Annotated in this window: 19 protein-coding genes; 11 read left to right on the forward strand and 8 right to left on the reverse strand. The window is 56.1% G+C overall.

Annotated features, from left to right (window positions below; genetic code table 11):
• From JX360_RS09980 to JX360_RS09995, 4 genes are all read left to right on the forward strand, one after another.
• Positions 1-994: VWA domain-containing protein (locus tag JX360_RS09980; RefSeq protein ID WP_244350517.1), on the forward strand; the 994-nt coding region annotated here is incomplete at its 5' end.
• Positions 995-1,077: 83 nt separating this feature from the next.
• Positions 1,078-1,845 (forward strand): LmeA family phospholipid-binding protein, encoded by a 768-nt coding sequence (locus JX360_RS09985; protein ID WP_244350518.1) that lies wholly within the window; start codon positions 1,078-1,080, stop codon positions 1,843-1,845.
• Positions 1,846-1,994: 149 nt separating this feature from the next.
• Positions 1,995-3,068 (forward strand): sensor histidine kinase, encoded by a 1,074-nt coding sequence (locus JX360_RS17735; RefSeq protein ID WP_244350519.1) that lies wholly within the window; start codon positions 1,995-1,997, stop codon positions 3,066-3,068.
• Between the two features lie 110 nt (positions 3,069-3,178).
• Entirely contained in the window at positions 3,179-3,625 is a 447-nt protein-coding gene (locus tag JX360_RS09995) for a Fur family transcriptional regulator (RefSeq protein ID WP_244350520.1), read from the forward strand.
• Positions 3,626-3,645: 20 nt separating this feature from the next.
• On the opposite strand, the gene lgt is transcribed toward JX360_RS09995, so the two are convergent.
• Entirely contained in the window at positions 3,646-4,833 is a 1,188-nt protein-coding gene (gene lgt, locus JX360_RS10000) for a prolipoprotein diacylglyceryl transferase (protein ID WP_244350521.1), read from the reverse strand.
• A 49-nt stretch (positions 4,834-4,882) separates the two neighbouring features.
• Positions 4,883-5,143: a TPR end-of-group domain-containing protein gene (locus JX360_RS17955; RefSeq protein WP_425244387.1), complete on the reverse strand. Its 261-nt coding sequence runs from the start codon at positions 5,141-5,143 to the stop codon at positions 4,883-4,885.
• 60 nt (positions 5,144-5,203) lie between these two features.
• On the opposite strand from JX360_RS17955, the gene rpmI reads away from it, so the two are divergent.
• The 3 genes from rpmI to JX360_RS10020 all read left to right on the forward strand — a co-directional run bounded on the left by rpmI (position 5,204) and on the right by JX360_RS10020 (position 6,663).
• The gene (rpmI, locus tag JX360_RS10010; RefSeq protein ID WP_244350562.1) at positions 5,204-5,404 is read left to right on the forward strand and encodes a 50S ribosomal protein L35; all 201 of its coding nucleotides are present in this window, start codon (positions 5,204-5,206) and stop codon (positions 5,402-5,404) included.
• Between the two features lie 114 nt (positions 5,405-5,518).
• Positions 5,519-5,875, forward strand: a complete 357-nt coding sequence (gene rplT / locus JX360_RS10015) for a 50S ribosomal protein L20 (protein WP_244350523.1) — start codon at positions 5,519-5,521, stop codon at positions 5,873-5,875.
• Between the two features lie 5 nt (positions 5,876-5,880).
• Entirely contained in the window at positions 5,881-6,663 is a 783-nt protein-coding gene (locus tag JX360_RS10020; protein WP_244350524.1) for a transporter substrate-binding domain-containing protein, read from the forward strand.
• A gap of 64 nt (positions 6,664-6,727) precedes the next feature.
• Here JX360_RS10020 and JX360_RS10025 read toward each other — a convergent pair whose 3' ends face one another.
• Positions 6,728-7,534, reverse strand: a complete 807-nt coding sequence (locus JX360_RS10025; RefSeq protein WP_244350525.1) for a phytanoyl-CoA dioxygenase family protein — start codon at positions 7,532-7,534, stop codon at positions 6,728-6,730.
• A gap of 8 nt (positions 7,535-7,542) precedes the next feature.
• Positions 7,543-9,036 (reverse strand): anthranilate synthase component I, encoded by a 1,494-nt coding sequence (gene trpE / locus JX360_RS10030; protein ID WP_244350563.1) that lies wholly within the window; start codon positions 9,034-9,036, stop codon positions 7,543-7,545.
• Positions 9,037-9,184: 148 nt separating this feature from the next.
• Here trpE and JX360_RS10035 point away from each other — a divergent pair, with 148 nt between their 5' ends.
• Positions 9,185-9,742: an NUDIX hydrolase gene (locus tag JX360_RS10035; RefSeq protein ID WP_244350526.1), complete on the forward strand. Its 558-nt coding sequence runs from the start codon at positions 9,185-9,187 to the stop codon at positions 9,740-9,742.
• Positions 9,743-9,926: 184 nt separating this feature from the next.
• The gene (locus JX360_RS10040) at positions 9,927-10,361 is read left to right on the forward strand and encodes an SRPBCC domain-containing protein (RefSeq protein ID WP_244350527.1); all 435 of its coding nucleotides are present in this window, start codon (positions 9,927-9,929) and stop codon (positions 10,359-10,361) included.
• A 115-nt stretch (positions 10,362-10,476) separates the two neighbouring features.
• Here JX360_RS10040 and JX360_RS10045 read toward each other — a convergent pair whose 3' ends face one another.
• Entirely contained in the window at positions 10,477-11,511 is a 1,035-nt protein-coding gene (locus JX360_RS10045; protein ID WP_244350528.1) for an NAD(P)-dependent alcohol dehydrogenase, read from the reverse strand.
• 94 nt (positions 11,512-11,605) lie between these two features.
• On the opposite strand from JX360_RS10045, the gene JX360_RS10050 reads away from it, so the two are divergent.
• Together JX360_RS10050 and JX360_RS10055 are read left to right on the forward strand one after the other, a co-directional pair.
• Positions 11,606-12,256: a TetR/AcrR family transcriptional regulator C-terminal domain-containing protein gene (locus JX360_RS10050; RefSeq protein WP_244350529.1), complete on the forward strand. Its 651-nt coding sequence runs from the start codon at positions 11,606-11,608 to the stop codon at positions 12,254-12,256.
• A 95-nt stretch (positions 12,257-12,351) separates the two neighbouring features.
• Complete coding sequence (locus tag JX360_RS10055) at positions 12,352-13,383, forward strand: alpha/beta fold hydrolase (RefSeq protein WP_244350530.1); 1,032 nt, start codon at positions 12,352-12,354, stop codon at positions 13,381-13,383.
• 46 nt (positions 13,384-13,429) lie between these two features.
• Here the strand turns inward: JX360_RS10055 and JX360_RS10060 are convergent, their stop codons facing one another.
• From JX360_RS10060 to rimP, 3 genes are all read right to left on the reverse strand, one after another.
• Complete coding sequence (locus JX360_RS10060; protein ID WP_279611414.1) at positions 13,430-14,077, reverse strand: flavin prenyltransferase UbiX; 648 nt, start codon at positions 14,075-14,077, stop codon at positions 13,430-13,432.
• A gap of 64 nt (positions 14,078-14,141) precedes the next feature.
• Positions 14,142-15,521 (reverse strand): transcription termination factor NusA, encoded by a 1,380-nt coding sequence (nusA, locus tag JX360_RS10065; RefSeq protein WP_244350532.1) that lies wholly within the window; start codon positions 15,519-15,521, stop codon positions 14,142-14,144.
• Between the two features lie 78 nt (positions 15,522-15,599).
• Entirely contained in the window at positions 15,600-16,073 is a 474-nt protein-coding gene (gene rimP, locus JX360_RS10070; RefSeq protein ID WP_244350533.1) for a ribosome maturation factor RimP, read from the reverse strand.
• Between the last annotated feature and the right edge of the window lie 173 nt (positions 16,074-16,246).

The following is a 16,246-nucleotide window of genomic DNA, read 5'->3' on the forward strand; positions in this document are numbered from 1 at the left end:
GCCCCCCCCTCCCGAACCAGAGTCGGAGCCGTCGGATCCCGAACCGGAGGATGACAATACAGAACCCCAACCGGAAAACAGCAGCCTGCCGGAAGAATTTTTGTTCGACCCGGAAAGTGTTGCCCTCGATCCTCGCCTGTTGGCCTTTGCTCAATCTCTTAACCAACAGGGCAAAACGGGATCCCGCAGTTTGGTGTTCAGTGCTGACCGGGGCCGTTATATCAAGCCCATTCTGCCCCAGGGATCCCACCCTCGGGTTGCCGTCGATGCCACCCTGCGGGCTGCCGCCCCCTACCAACAGAGCCGCCGCCAAAAGCAACCGGGGCGAACGGTGATCGTGGAGCAAAGTGATATTCGCGCCAAGAAACTGGCTCGCAAAGCCGGGGCCTTGGTGATCTTTGTGGTGGATGCCTCCGGTTCGATGGCCCTGAATCGGATGCAATCCGCTAAAGGCGCGGCACTGCGGTTACTGACGGAAGCCTACCAAAACCGCGATAAGGTCGCCTTGATCGCGTTTCGTGGCGAAACCGCCGAGGTGCTGCTGCCCCCCACCCGCTCGATTGAGCTGGCCCGTCGTCGCCTAGAATCTCTGCCCTGTGGCGGCGGATCCCCTTTGGCCCATGCCCTAACGCAAGCGGTACGGATGGGGGTGAATGCCCGTACTGCCGGAGATGTGGGCCAGGTGATGCTGGTGGCCCTTACCGATGGCCGCGGCAACATTCCCCTCAGTCGCTCTTTGGGCCAAAGCAAAGATGCAAAGGAATCTGAAGCCACCGACCTGAAACAGGAACTCCGTGACATTGCCCTGCGCATTCGGGCTCTCGGGTTGAAACTGCTGTTGATCGATTCCCAAAGCCGCTTTGTCACCACCGGTTTTAGCCAGGAGCTAGCCGAGCTAGCAGGAGGGCGATATTTTCATCTGCCCCGGGCCACCGATCAGGGGATCGCGGCAGTGGCTCGTTCGGCCATTCAGGAAGGTCGGGGATCCCGTTGAAGGTAACGGAGGGCATTCTGAAGGCGGTTGTAACCTTTCTTAATAATTCGCTATGATTGGGCTAGACGATATCCACTTCTCCTATGACCACAGGTCTCCTGCCGGAACTGCCCCTCCAGAATCAAGCGGCTGTCGATTGGGTCAGCCGGGGCGTGGGTGCTGCCATCCGTGCTTTGTTCAAGCATTCGGAGCGACTGGAGGCCCGTGTGCGGGTGGAACCTGTGGCCAAGCTGCTGCAGGGATGTGTGGATGGCTTTGAGCTGCTGGGTCAGCACCTGCAGATGTACAACGGCCTCAGGCTTTCGGTATTAGAGTTATTCTCCAATTCGGTTGCCATCGATTTCAGCCAGATTTGGCAGGGCCGAGTCCGCCTACGGCAGCCCGTACAGGCCACCATGCGTGTGGTGCTCACAGAGTCTGATCTGGCTGAATCCTTCAATACACCCTTTGTGTTGGATAAGCTGGCTCAGGTGGAACCGGAGGGGCAATCCCTATCCTTTCAGCAGGTGCAGATTCGCATCACCCCAGATCGGCGGTTGCAGCTACGGGCAGATGTGCAGCAAGGGGCCGAGAATGCTCTAAAAGTCGGGTTCTCCAGTCGGATTGAGGTGCTCGACCGTCGCCGCATCCGTTTTGAGGATCCTGTGTTTGAGGGCGATGCGGATGGATTAGTCCTGAGCCGGGCCTTAGTTGATCACTTGAATGCACTCCTAGATTTGGATCGATTGGCTCTGCAAGGTACCGAGTTGCGGGTGGATCGGGTGCGGCTCCAGCAGCAGCAGATGATCTTTTACGGCAGTGCCACCATCGAGCGGTTCCCAACTCGGCAACCCCAATGGGCCGGTGCTTGACACCCTTCGAAGGAGCAGATATATTCAGTTGTGGTGAGGAGTGAAGAGAAGAAGCCTCTGGGGTCGAAACACGGACAGACTCCCAGAGGTTTTTTCATGTTTGCCTACATAGTTGCCCACACGAATTGCTCACTGAGATACCCCCTGACGTGCGCCCCAGTTTACGAGCACGCCTACTCCAGTTGTGGCACAACCGGTTTCCCCACAGCTTGCGCACCCAAGTGGCACTGGTGATTGCCAGTCTCTCTTTTGTGCCCAACTTGGTTTTGATCCTGTCGGTGCGTTGGATTTTGCCCGGTGCCCAGATCAGCGGCGAGGGGGTTGTGCTGTTGTTGCTGTGGATCCCATTGTTGGCAGGGCTTTCGGCAGCCGTAGGGTATGGGTTGTCTTCTCTCATTTTGCGACCTCTCACTCTGCTAGCGCGTGAGTTGGTGCATTTGGAAACGTTGCTCAATCAGCCGGCGCGGTGGAACCTGTTGCTGCGGCCAGAGGATCCCCAGGAATCGCTGATCTTGCGGAGAGCTTTTGGCCATCTGCTGCGCCAGATTCAGACCGATCAAATGCGGCGGGAAGCCTTTATGGCCACCCTGGTTCACGACTTGAAAACCCCTCTGATTGCCTTTGGGCACCTCCTCAGTGCCCTCAAACAAGAAGATCTCGCACCGGAACAACGGCGTGCCCTGCTGGATCGCCTCTTGCAAGAGAATCAACACAATCTTTCGCTCGTGCAAAAAATGGTGGAAGCCCATCGCTTAGAGCGGGGGGAGATCACGCTGAACCCACAACCCTGCGATCTGGGATCCCTGGCCAGAAGAGTGACAGAGCGTATGGGATCCCTGGCCCAAGATCGAGATATCCAATTGCGGGTGGAGGGGCAAGGATGGGGCAAGGCCGATGAGGCAGAGTTAGAACGGGCCTTGGTGAATCTGATTGATAACGCTTTGCGCTATGCCCGCCATGAAGTTGTACTCACGGTTATGCCTGAGCAAATACAAGTCCGGGATGATGGCCCTGGCTTGCCGGCTCCGCTAGAGGAATTGGCCCAGCCCTATGTCACCCAGCCGATTCACATTGCCGGCCACCATTACCCGACTGGATCAGGAGGCCTGGGGCTGTATATTGCCAGGCGCATTCTACAAGCTCACGGGGGAGACTTGTGCTTGCTTGAGACGGGATCCCAGGGAACGACGCTGGCCCTAGTGTTGCAGTCTATGTTGCCGTAACCCAGGATCCCTTGGGCAACTGAGGCAAGTAGGGTTACTATCAAGTTATTATCAATTAACTGTCTTATTGACTGTTGCGGCGACCTTGCCCAACAGGGGGGGGCGGCACTATGGTCTACACCGAAGAAGCCTTCAAAGCAGAGCTGAATGCCAAAGGTTGGCGATCGACTCGGCAGCGGGAGATCATCCTCCAGACCTTTCAAAACTTGCCTGAAGGGACTCACCTGAGCGCCGAAGAACTGCACGAAAAGCTACGTGAAGCAGGTCACAACATCAGTCTTTCCACTATTTATCGTACCGTCAAGCTGATGGCTCGTATGGGCATTTTGCGGGAGCTGGAACTGACAGAAGGTCACAAGCACTACGAGATCAACCAACCCGCTCCCCACCACCATCACCACTTGGTTTGCGTGAAAACCAACCAGGTGATCGAGTTCAAAAATAGCGCTATCCTCGGCATTACCCAGAAGGTGGCAGAAAAGTATGGCTTTAAGGTGCTCGACTGTCAGCTCACCATCATCGGGATTAGTCCGGAGGGGCAACGCTCGATTTTGTAGGGTGACCTAACCTCCTACAGCTAACTCTCTTGGGCCAGTCCTTCCCCAGAGGGATCCCGACCTTCCAACCGACAGAACAATTTCCGCAGAATCAGCTCCCGCTGGCCAATGGAAAGGGAGGGAGCAAGAGTACTGGGAAAGTGGGGCATAGCAAGCGTGACCCGATCCAGTAAGTCCGCACGCCTTTGTTTTTGTTGAATCGACCAGGCCCGTTCCAAAAGATTTTGGGCTGCTTCCGGCTCCAGACCTGCCTCTTTCGAGAGCCAAGCCGCCAGTTGTTCCAGGTCGGGGTCGAAACGTAGCCGATACATATAAATCAACATACCGATCCCGATCACGAGCCCCAGGCCACTGGCGATGTAGGCCACCTTGATCGAGGTGCCTGGCAGATAGGCCACCGCTGAGACGCGCAACATTTCATACGGGATCCGAATCAAGCTATAACCGACCACATAGGTCCAAACCCAAGTGCCATCCTTAAGTTTGGGCGCCCGCCAGAACATCCCCATCAGCAGGGCAAACAACAGCAGATTCAGGATGCTTTCGTAGAAGAAGATCGGGTGGAAAAACTCGAACTGGCTGTACTGCGGTTCGCGGGCTTGGGGAGGGATGTACACCCGCAATGGCCAAGCACTGCCCGGAGGGAGGGGGGCTCCATAGGCTTCTGAGTTGAAAAAATTTCCCCAACGCCCAATCGCTTGGCCCAAGATCAACCCAGGGGTGAGAACATCGGCATATTTCCAACCGTTGATACCGGTGGCGCGGCAGTAGAAGTAGAGGGCAAGACTACCAGCCAGCACCCCACCATGGATAATGATGCCCCCCTGCCAAATGGCGAAGGCCGAGAGCGGGTTATCGCTAAACTCTGACCAATGGGTGAGCACGTAGTAGAGCCTGGCCCCCACAAATCCAGAGACCACCAGCCACAGAGCCAACATTTCTACTCGTTCGCTGGCTTTGCCCGGTTCTTTCTCCAGGTGCCGCGCTTCCGCCAGCCTCTTAGTCAAGATCAAGCCAATCAACACTGCTGCCGCCATTAACAGCCCGTACCAGCGCAAACCCAAGCCCCCCACCCCAGGAGTCTCAACAGGAAAACGGAAGACAAATTCCCCTGGAGAACTGAAGGTGAGGCCCAACAGCCCGGGATCCCATGAGTTCATCAACAACATGCTTTGCACCACAACCCTTCTCAACTCAACCCAAGGCATACCCCACTCAGGGATCCTTTTTGTCCCATCCGAAGCGCCAACCCCACCCTCAACTGCCCGACAAAGGCACATTCAAACTGGCCAACAGGGCTTGAAATCGTTTGTTTTTGCGCAAGCGATCCAAGTCGGGATCCGTGCGGGCGGCAGGCCCATCCTTCTGGGGGTTCAGCCGAATAGCCTCGGCAATACAGTCTATCGCTTCACGGGCGCGTCCCATAAAGGCATGGATGATGGAACTTCTGCGCCAGCGACAACACTCTCCAGACCAGAATAAACAAGGGGGTGGAAATTTGCTCTCTCTGGCTTCCATGCTTTATGATGGGGGACTGTGACCTTTAGCTCCAGCCGTAGGCATTCTACGGTCATTGTCATGCCCAAAATCAAAACCCGTAAGGGGGCAGCCAAGCGCTTTCGCCTCACTGGCAGCGGCAAATTTATGCGTCGCAAGGCCGGGCACAACCACCTGTTCGAGCACAAAACCACCAACCGCAAACGCAAATTGGCGGGAGTGGCCCTCGTGGATAAGCGGGATGCAGGCAATGTGCGCCTGATGCTGCCCAATACCCATTAGGATTGCCTGAGCCGCTGGAACTTTTCCCTTAGGGTTCCAGAGGAATGGCGGCTAGGGATCCTTGGGCTTGTTTGCTGTCTGATACCTAAATATTCGTACATTCGAGTACCGACCATGAGAGTAAAACGGGGCAATGTAGCCCGCAAACGCCGCAAGAAAATCCTGAAGCTGGCCAAAGGCTTCCGGGGAGCAGGTTCAAAGCTGTTCCGCACCGCCAATCAGCAGGTGATGAAGGCTTTGCGCAGTGCCTATCGGGATCGCCGCCGTAAGAAGCGGGATTTTCGTAAGCTGTGGATTGCCCGCATCAATGCTGCCACCCGCGCTCAGGGTTTGCGCTACAGCGAGTTCATCGATGGTCTGAAGAAATCCGATATCCAGCTGAATCGTAAAATGTTGGCCCGCTTAGCCATGTTGGATCCAGAGGCGTTCACCCAGGTGATCGCTGAGGCACGTCAGTCTCGGGCTTCTTAGTCAAAATGGGATCCCTGTCTCGGCTAATCCGCTCTCTGATGATGGGGGCGGCTTTGTGTTGCTTACACGGGATCCCTGTGATTGCTCGCCCTTGGGCAGAGATTGTCGCCTCTGGGCAAGTCCGCGTTGCCGTGAAAGACAACCTGAGACCGTTGGGCTTTCGGGATCTGGAAGGGGAGTTACAGGGGTTTGAGATTGAGCTGGCACAGGAGATTGGATCCCGACTCTTGGGCTCTGAACAGGTGGTCGAGTTGATTCCAGTTTCTAACTTGGAACGGCTGGAGGTGTTGATAGAAAACAGGGTAGATCTGGCCATTGCCCAGATTGGCATCACTCCAGATCGGGCGCGGCAGGTGGATTTTACCTCGGCTTACTATCAGGATGGCCCCAGCTTAGTGGTGGCTCGATCCAGCGGGTGGGAGCGCTGGTCGGATTTGCGGGGTGGTCGTGTTGCCGTTTTGCAGGGATCCAGCGCCATCCCTTACCTAAACCGCTACCTGCCAGGGGTGGAGTTGGTGGCAGTGGATTCCTATGTCATGGGAGCCGAATTGCTCTTGGCGGGAGAAGTCCAGGCGTGGGCGGCGGATCGCTCGATACTGGCGGGATGGTTAGCAGAGCATCCTGACTATCAGTTTTTGGGATCCCCTTTGGCCACCGTTGGGCTGGGCATTGCCATGTCAAAGGGGCTAGATCAAGCCGAATTGCGACTACGGGTGCGCCGAGAATTGGAGGAATTGCGGGCTTCTGGTTGGTTGGCAGAACGTGCTCAGGCTTGGGGGTTACCGTGATCTTTTACGGATCATGTGGGTATTTGGGGTGACTGGGCACTGCTTAACTAGGCTGTTCTTGTCTTCAGAGAATCTCAGCAGCTAGGAACAGGCGTTGGTGCTCGGCGGGGATCCGCTCTCGTTCAGCGGCAGGGATGACCAGGGGAGGTTGTTGGATGTAATTGACGGGATCCCGAAACCAAGCCCGGCTGTAGGTGTTGTAGAGCAGGGGGCGTGGGGCAGCAGAACGATTGGCTCGACCCAGATGAATGAGGCGGTAATCGAAAATAAGACAGGATCCCTTGGCAATCGGCGGATCCACGTAGGGCATTTGCTTGGCCAGTTCTCTGTAATGAGCATCAAAGACGGCGTGGCTGCCGGGCCAAAGACGGGTCATGCCATTTTCTTCGTTGACATCCACCAAAGGAATGAGCAGATTGAGAGCATAGCAGGGGAGGATGGCATCCAACATCTCATCCCCAAACAAATGAGAGAGATCCCGGTGTACCTGTTGATCTGCGGATCCCGGCAGAGAAACCACTGCCCCAAACCCACTTAAAAGCAGCTCCGGCCCCAAAATCCGCTTTAGAATCGGCAAGAGCAAGGGATGGGCGTAAAAGAGGGGATCGTTAAAGGGTGGCTCTAGGCGAACGGTCACCATCACCCGTTTGTTGCCGACCAAAAGGGCATCGGCGTGACTGGCACTGCTGCAGTACTGGCTGTAGGTTTCCAGAAATGCCCCGTGCAGAGTGTCAATCGCCTCCGGCTCAAAGACCTCTTGTAATAGAAGATATCCCTCAGAGGAAAACAATTGAAAAGCTTGTTCCACAGTTGTTAGTTGTGGAATTTGAGCCGCCTTTTCTTCAGGGCTAAACTGCAACTGCGCTAGCATTTTCCTCGTTACTCCTGTAGGCTGGCCAAGGCCATGAGCATACCCCGTGCCTTATTCAGGCATTCCTGGTATTCTTTCTCGGGATCCGAATCGGCAACAATGCCTGCCCCAACCTGGAGCGTCACCTGTCCCTTTTGCACCATCAGGGTACGGATGGTGATTGCCGTGTTCAATTGCCCCGAAAAGTCATAGTACCCATAGGCACCGGAATAGGGGCCCCGACGGGATCCCTCCAGTTCGTGAATGATCTGCATGGCCCGGATTTTGGGTGCCCCCGTCACCGTCCCAGCGGGGAAGGTAGCCCGCAACAGATCCCAGGCGCTATGGGTGGGATCCAATTGCCCCACGACGTTGCTGACGATGTGCATGACGTGGCTGTAGCGTTCGATCTGCATCAGATCGTCCACCTGCACGGATCCCAGCTTGCACACCCGGCCTAGGTCATTACGGCCCAGATCCACCAACATCACATGTTCGGCCCGTTCTTTGGGATCCGCCAGCAGATCCTGCTCCAACTGCCGATCCTCAAAAGGTGTGGCTCCGCGGGGGCGGGTTCCGGCAATCGGTCGCACGGTGGCTACTCGCTCTCCTCCAAGCTGACTTAGCTTCACCATGACCTCCGGGCTTGATCCAATCAAATACAGATCCCCAAACTGCATAAAGGCCATGTAGGGGGAAGGATTGATCAAGCGCAAGGAGCGGTAGAGATGAAAGGGATCCCCGTGGAAAGGGGTGGTAAACCGCTGTGAGAGCACCACCTGAAAGATATCCCCAGCGCGGATGTAGTCTTTCGCTTGTTGGACGGCCTGTCGATAGGCTTGCGGGCTCAGGTTGCTGGGGGGGATCCCGGTGGGCGGTTGCGGTTTCCAATGGAGGCTGAGGTTGCCGGTAGATACGGGGGCGCTTAACTGTTGCACCAGCCGTTCCACCCGTTGGCAGGCTTGTTCGTAGGCTTGCTCGGCAGAGTGTTGGCGGGTATCAGCAAAGGCCACCACCCAAATTTTGCGCTTCACCTGGTCAAACAGAAGAATGCTATCCACCTGCATGAAAATGGCATCCGGCGGATCCCCTGCTTGGGCCGGATAGATCGGCACTTTCGGTTCGATCCAATGGATCAGCTCATAGCCCCAGTAGCCAAACAACCCGCCAATGCTGCTGGGTAACTCCGGCAAATGCACCGGCTGATAGGGCTGTAAGCACTGGGCCAAAATATCAAAGGGATCCCCTTGGTGTTGTTCTTGCTGACCATCCCGATACACTTGCAACGCTTGATCCCCGCGCACCTCTAATGTCCAGAGGGGGTCACACCCGAGGAAGCTGTAGCGGGCAATTTGATCCCCACCCTCCACCGATTCCAGCAGAAAATTGTAGGGCTGACCGGCACAGACGCGATACCAAGCGGAGACAGGGGTTTCCAGATCCGCTACCCATTCCTGATATACCGGGATGAAATTGCCTTGTTCCGTCAAGGCCAGAAAGTCCTTCAGGGGCGGATGAATCATAACCCTCAGCATCTTGTGCAACACCGTCTCCTGACTCTATCCCAATCCAGGGATCCCACGGCAAGCAAGCGAGCGGCTGGGGTTTGTTCTCTTCTGCACACCGGAAAAGATTAAGCTGGGTGCGGCCCCACTCTCCTGGACTCTCGCCATGTCAAATCCTCCACAGGTTATTCGTGAGCGTTTGCGTTTTCAAGGCTACAAATACACCTTTGTCAGCCAACGGATGCGCTTTCCCAATGGCAAAGAGGGGGAGCGAGAATATTTGATTCATCCTGGTGGGGCGGTGGTGGTACCGATGACGGCGGCGGGGAAGTTTGTGTGCATTCGTCAATATCGCTTTGCGGTCGCCTCTTACATTTACGAGTTTCCGGCAGGGACTCTTGAACCGGGCGAACATCCTGACCAGACCATTCGACGGGAGCTAGAGGAAGAAACAGGGTTGCGTGCCCATCGCTGGGATTCTCTAGGGCAGTTTTATCTCTGTCCTGGTTACTCCGATGAGATCATGTACGCCTATTTGGCGCGAGATCTGGAAGTGCTGGATTTGCCTCCCGACAAAGATGAGGATGAAGATATTACCGTTGTGGAATTTTCTCCTGCCGAGCTAACCGAGATTGCCCGCTCTAGCATGGATCTGGATAGTAAATCCATTACCTGTTTTTGGCGAGCCCAGATGTTTTTGGCGGCAGAGAAGGAAAAAAGCTAGGGGATCCCTTGAAATTCATCTTTGCCTCGCTGCAAGATCGGCTAATTCCCCGCCAGCACGACCTTCAGTTTCACACTGACGTTAGTCCTGCCAACCGGCTCAGGAAAGGTTGAGAAGCACCCTCCGGTAGCACATAAGTAGCTTCTAGACTGCACAAAGCAGTGTTCATGTTCAACAGGATGCCATGAAAGAGATCTCCACCAGCATCGACATCCATGCTTCTGCGGGAAAGGTGTGGCAGATTTTGATGGATTTTCCTGCCTACGAGCAATGGAATCCGTTTATTCGCTCAATTGAGGGACAGGCAATGGAGGGATCCCAGTTGCAAGTGCACATCCAACCACCCGGAGGGCAGGGGATGGCCTTCAAACCCAAGGTTTTGACAGCCCTACCGGAACGTGAGTTTCGCTGGCTGGGCCATTTTATTTTGCCTGGATTATTTGATGGGGAACATTGTTTCCAACTGGAAGCCCTAGGAGAACATCAGGTGCGGCTAACCCATAGTGAGCGCTTTTCGGGGTTGCTCTTGCCGTTACTGTCCAGGAGCTTGGATACCCATGTTCGCCAAGGGTTTGAAGCGATGAACCAAGCCCTGAAGTCTCGGGCAGAAGCAGGATGATCTCGAGGAAGCAGGGCAAAACTACAGCCCTTTTGCGGGTTTGCTACAACAGCAGTTGTGTCCATAACCCATTTCAAAAGGGCTAGAGCGCTCCGCACCGCTGGCGCGAAGGAGATTAATCCCGTGCTAGGTGACTAGCGGTCGCGCTAGCGTGCCCTTGGCACAAAGGGCTGTAAGGTGCAGATCCAATGCTGATGGCCACTTTCCCACACACCTGCCGCTGCTCAAGGGCGTGAATGGCATCGGGTACCTGCTCCAGAGGGTAGGTACGATCCACATAGGGGTAAATTGTGCCCCTTTCAATCCAGTCTTTCAGAAGGGTTAAATCCTTTGAGTTGGGCTGACAAACCAGACTCTTGACCCGGCGGCCACTCAGGGCAGACATCAGGGATCCCAGCAGCAGCACCTGGAAAAAGTAGGGCATGGCTCCCCCTACCATCACATAGCGCCCCCCCGGCTTCAGGACAGCCAACGAGGCAAACACCGAGCGATAAGCAGCTGTATCCAGAATCAGGTCAAAGCGGGGAGCCTGGTGAACGGCTTGGTCATAGTCCATCACTTCATCGGCCCCCAGCTTGCGCACCACCTCTTGTTTATGAGGGCTACACACCCCCGTCACCTCAGCCCCCAAAGCTTTGGCAATCTGTACCGCAAAGGATCCCACCCCTCCGGCGGCACCCTTGATCAGCACCCGTTCACCAGCCTGAAGCTGCCCCACATCCCGCAGTCCCTGTAACGCCGACAATCCAGATACTGGCACCGTGGCGGCTTCTGCAAAAGTGAGATTTTCCGGCTTGAGCACCAAGGCAGACTCCGGCACACTCACATACTCCGCAAAGGCCCCGAAGCCACATTCTGTCAGATCCGCAAACACGGGATCCCCGGGCTTAAACTGCCTCACGGCCTGACCAACAGCGTCCACCTCTCCCGCCACATCAGAACCAAGAATGGTGATCTTGGGCCTGTGGATCCCTCCGTAGATGAAGCGCAGCAAGAAGGGATCCCCGCGCATCAGGTGCCAATCTCCGGCATGAACCGAGGCTGCTCGTACCCGCACCAACACGCTGTTCGCCGACATAGGCGGACGATCCACCTCCTGCAAGTGCAACACGTCGGCGGATCCATACTCCCTCTGGACAACGGCCTTCATGATGGGATCCCTGTCAATCTAAACGTACAGCGTAAGTCTAGCGTACAGTGTAAGCTGATGGGTAAGTGCTCTACATAACGTTGAAATTTGCCCAATGTCTGCCTTGCCCCTAACCCGAGAGCGGATCCTCGATGCTGCCCTAAAGTGGGTGGATGCCGAAGGACTAGAAGCCCTGTCGATGCGCAAGCTGGCCCAAGTGCTGGGGGTGAAGGCAATGTCGCTCTACAACCATGTGGCCAACAAGGATGAGATTATCGATGCGCTTGTGGATCGGGTGATCGGCGAGATGGCATTGCCGGATCCCGCCTTGGATTGGAAAGCCGCGATGCGGCGGCGGGCTATCTCGGCACACGAGGTGCTGCTGCGTCATCCCTGGGCAACAATGCCGATTGTGTCGCGGATGAATGTCGGGCCAGCCATGTTGCGCTATGTGGATGCCACACTGGGCTGTTTGCTGAGGGCGGGCTTTTCTGCGGAAATGGCGGATCATGCCTGGAATGCGATAGACAGCCACATCTATGGCTTCACGCTGCTGGAGCTAAACTTCCCGATTGCAGCAACGGAGTATGTTTCCATGGCTAAGCAGTTTATCCACCGGATCCCGCCGGATCAGTATCCCCACATGCATCACTTGACCCGTCTCATCATTCAAGGAGACTATGACGGCCTACATCATTTTGAGTTTGGCCTTGAGTTAATCCTCAATGGTTTAGAACAAGCCCTGACACTACGTTCGCCGGGTTGATGCCGAGTTGATTTCAAGTTGATCTCAAGTGGCTGCCTACCCTGAGGAACCCGCTAAGATCAGTCTGTTCTCCTCTGCTGGAGATGGGCCTGTTGTTGTCACACACTCCTCCCTTACACGGACTGAACTCTCAGGCCTCGGATTCCGAGGCGGTTCTCCCCCGCTATGGGCACTCGCAAACCTGGCACTGGCGCGGTTGGCCTGTCCACTTTACCTACACCCCTAGCCGCGCTCAAACAACAACTGGACAAGTCAATCTCAGTGGGGCCCCAGTCCTTTTGATCCACGGGTTCGGTGCCTCTGTGGGTCACTGGCGGCACAACATTATCCCCCTGGGATCCCAGCGCTCGGTGTATGCCCTGGATTTGTTGGGGTATGGAGGCAGCGCCAAGCCGGAGATCGCCTATAGCGTCGATCTGTGGGTGGAGCAGGTGTACGAGTTTTGGCAAACCCATATTCAGCAGCCGATGATCCTGGTGGGTCACTCGATTGGGGGTTTGGTGGGAGTGATCGCGGCGGCCCGCTATCCGCAGATGGTGAAGGGATTGTGTTTGATTAGCTGTGCGGATGGCCCCCATCCCGAGGAGTTGCCCGCCCCTTGGGATGGCTTGGTACAGGCTTTGTGCGATGGGATCCTGGCGGTGCTGGGGTGCCCCCTCACCTATCCGTACCTATTCAACTGGCTGCGGCAAACGGAGGTGCTGCGAGCTTGGATCAAGAATGTTTACAAACGAGATGAACAAGTCGACGACGAACTGGTGCAGATTTTCCAGAAACCCACTTTTGATCCCGGCGCTTCCCATGTGTTTTTGGATAGCCTACGGGCGATCATCAGCCGCCGCTTCGACAGCCCCAAGCGCTTGTTACCCACGCTGAAAATGCCGATTTTGTTGCTCTGGGGCCGAGAGGATCCGGCGGTGCCTAGCTTTTTGGCGGATCAGTTCAAGCGGTGGCAACCGGCCCTAACGCTGGTCAAATTGCCGGGAGTGGGCCACTGTGCCCATGATGAGTTGCCGGATTGGGTGAATGTGTTGATTGGAGAGTGGGCTGCCAGTTTGGAGGTGAGTTCTGGTTACACCTCAGGGCAAGGGCGAGTGGGATCCCCCCGTTCTGCAGTAGAACCCTAGGTCAAGTGACAGACAATAACAGGCAAGCTGGGATCCCGTCCCCAGCCTAAGCGTCTGGAGGTAAGGTTAGGGCACTGTGCTGTTGCATCCCTTGCCAACGCTGAATCAAGTCGCTGTCGATACCGAATTGATCCAATGCCTTCACCACAACAAAATCCACCAGATCCAAAATAGTGCGCGGCTGATGATACCAAGCGGGGATCGCCGGTACAATCCGCACGCCTGCTTCTGCCAAGGTGGTTAGGTTGCGCAGGTGAATCAAGCTAAAAGGGGTTTCTCGGGGCACCACCACCAAGCGCCGCCCCTCTTTCAGTTGCACATCAGCGGCCCGTTCCAGCAAATCCGAACTGAGCCCGGCGGCCAGTTTGGCCACAGTGCCCATGCTGCAAGGGATTACCAACATTCCCTGCGTGCGGTAAGAGCCACTGGCAATGGTCGCCCCCACATCCTGCCACCGATGACAAATCAGGGATCCCGTCTCACTTTCCGCTTGTTTTCGCCAAAAGCGGGCCTGTTGCTCCGGATCCACCGGCAGTGGTATCCGCTGCTCCCCTTGCCACACCTGGTAGGCAGCCTTGGAGGCCACCAATTCGACGTGGTAGTCCAAGCTGAGCAAGACGTGCAAAGTACGCACTGCGTAGAGCATTCCCGATGCGCCGGATATGCCAAGGATGATGGGTTTGGACGAAATCAAAATCGCTCGGGCAAATCTTTACTTTAGTTTACCGTTTCTCATCCTCAGGGATGCGGAAGCAGCGCTACTCTTGAGGCTCGGCGATATCGAACTCGGCATCGTAGTCGAAGTCTTCTTCTTCCTCAGCCCAATCTTCCGCCATCAAATCGTCCTCTTCTAGTTCTAGCTCCTCTGCCTCTAGATAGGACTGTTCTTCATACTCCTCATCCTCTAGGCCTAGAGCCGCCCGTTCTGCCCGCCGTTGAAAGCGCTCCAAAGCCGCCGGACTGATGAAGGGGTAGGGCAAGCCTTGGGCTCGCGCCTCCTCCATCGCCGTGCGGTAACTCTCCACTTCTTTGATATCGATTTTCCATCCCGTGAGACGGGCAGCCAGACGCACATTCTGCCCCTCTTTGCCGATGGCCAAACTGAGCTGGTCGCTATTCACCAGCACATGCGCCTGCTGAATTTCGGGATCCACCAGCAACACCTCCACCACTTTGGCAGGGCTGAGGGCATTGGCAATATAGGTCGCCGGATCCGGTGACCAACGAATCACATCGATTTTCTCGTTGCGCAACTCGGCCACCACGGCTTGAATCCGGGATCCCCGAGCGCCGATACAAGCCCCTACCGGATCCACATCCCGCTCTACCGTATCCACCGCAATCTTGGTGCGCGGCCCCACGGTACGCGAGGGTGGATTGGCTTCCCGTGCCACCGCCACGATCCGCACCACATCGTCTTCGATCTCCGGCACCTCATTGGCAAACAGGTTCACCACCAAGCCCGCATCAGCCCGCGACACCTGCAACTGTGGCCCTCGCCGGGATCCCTCGTATACCTTCTTGAGGTAGACCTTCATCACTGCGTTGGGAGTATAGCGGTCGCTGGCCAGTTGCTCCCGCTTCGGCAGTTCGGCTTCCACTTCCGGCTGCCCAAATCCGCTGGATACCGACATGATGACTGTCTGCCGTTCCATGCGCAGTACCCGCGCCTGCAAGACCGTATTTTCCAGATCACGAAATTCTTCTTGGATCAGACGGCGCTGTTGATCCCGTAACTTTTGGGCCAGCACCTGCTTGGTTTGAATGGCCGCCATCCGTCCAAACTCCGCCTGCTGTGGGGTGACATCATCCGTGACCTCCCACCCCACCTCCGCCTCGGGGTAGTCCTGCTGCACATCGTAGAGGGAGATCTCGTGATCCGGGTTTTGCACCTGCTCGACGATGGTTTTGGTGGCCAACACACGAAAGCCCCCTGCCTCCACATCCAACTCCACATCGAAGTTGTGGAAATGCTCTTCCTCAAAGACCGCATCCCGCTGAATGGTTTTGCGGTAGCGCTCGTAGCCCTTGAGCAGCGCCTCCCGCAGAGCATCGGTGACCACATGACGAGGCAAGTTACGCTCCCGCGAGATCATCTCCACCATTTCCGTCAAACCGGGCAGGGGCACCATCGACATACCAACTGTTCTCCTGAAGAGTGCTAAAAACCTTGTTCGTATAACCTGAGCTAATCCAACCTCGGGGATCCCTGAGCTCTACTCAGTTTCGGCCTCGGAAAGAGCCACCTGCTGCACCGAAGCTCGGGGCAACTGGACTCGCCGCCCTTTGAGGGACAACATCACGTTCTCCTCATCCCGGCCTAAGAGGTGGCCTGACCAAAGTGCTTTGCCTTTGTGGGGGGGATCCAGAGTGACCTCTACCACAAAGCCTTTGAACACTGTGAAGTCTCGGTCGCTGCTCAAGAGGTTACCGAGGCCGGGACTGGAGATCTCCAGCACATACTGGCCGGGGATGATATCCACCCGATCCAGCTCAGCTTCCAAGGCTTGGCTCATGGCTTCGCAGTCGGCGTGGCTGGTCTCTTGCTGCGGATCGAGTGGGCGAATATCCACCCGTAGGATGGGCGGATGTTGGTTGGTATGAAAAACCATCTGCACCAGCTCGTACCCCAGTTGCGTCGCCAAGGGGCGGGCCAGGGTTTCCAGTTGTGGGATCAGAGGGTGAGCCATAACACACTCGATATCAAAACCAGGTGGTGGTAAAGCCAATCTGGAGAACGACAGCTCCTAAAAACACAAAAAAAGTGGGTACTACCCCACTCCCCGTTGCTGTTTCGGAGGTTGCCAGAGATTCAACCCAAGTTGGCAAAGCCAGGGTTCAGAAGAATCCCTCTTTCTCACCT

The organism is Thermostichus vulcanus str. 'Rupite' (genome assembly GCF_022848905.1).
Lineage (GTDB): Bacteria > Cyanobacteriota > Cyanobacteriia > Thermostichales > Thermostichaceae > Thermostichus > Thermostichus vulcanus_A.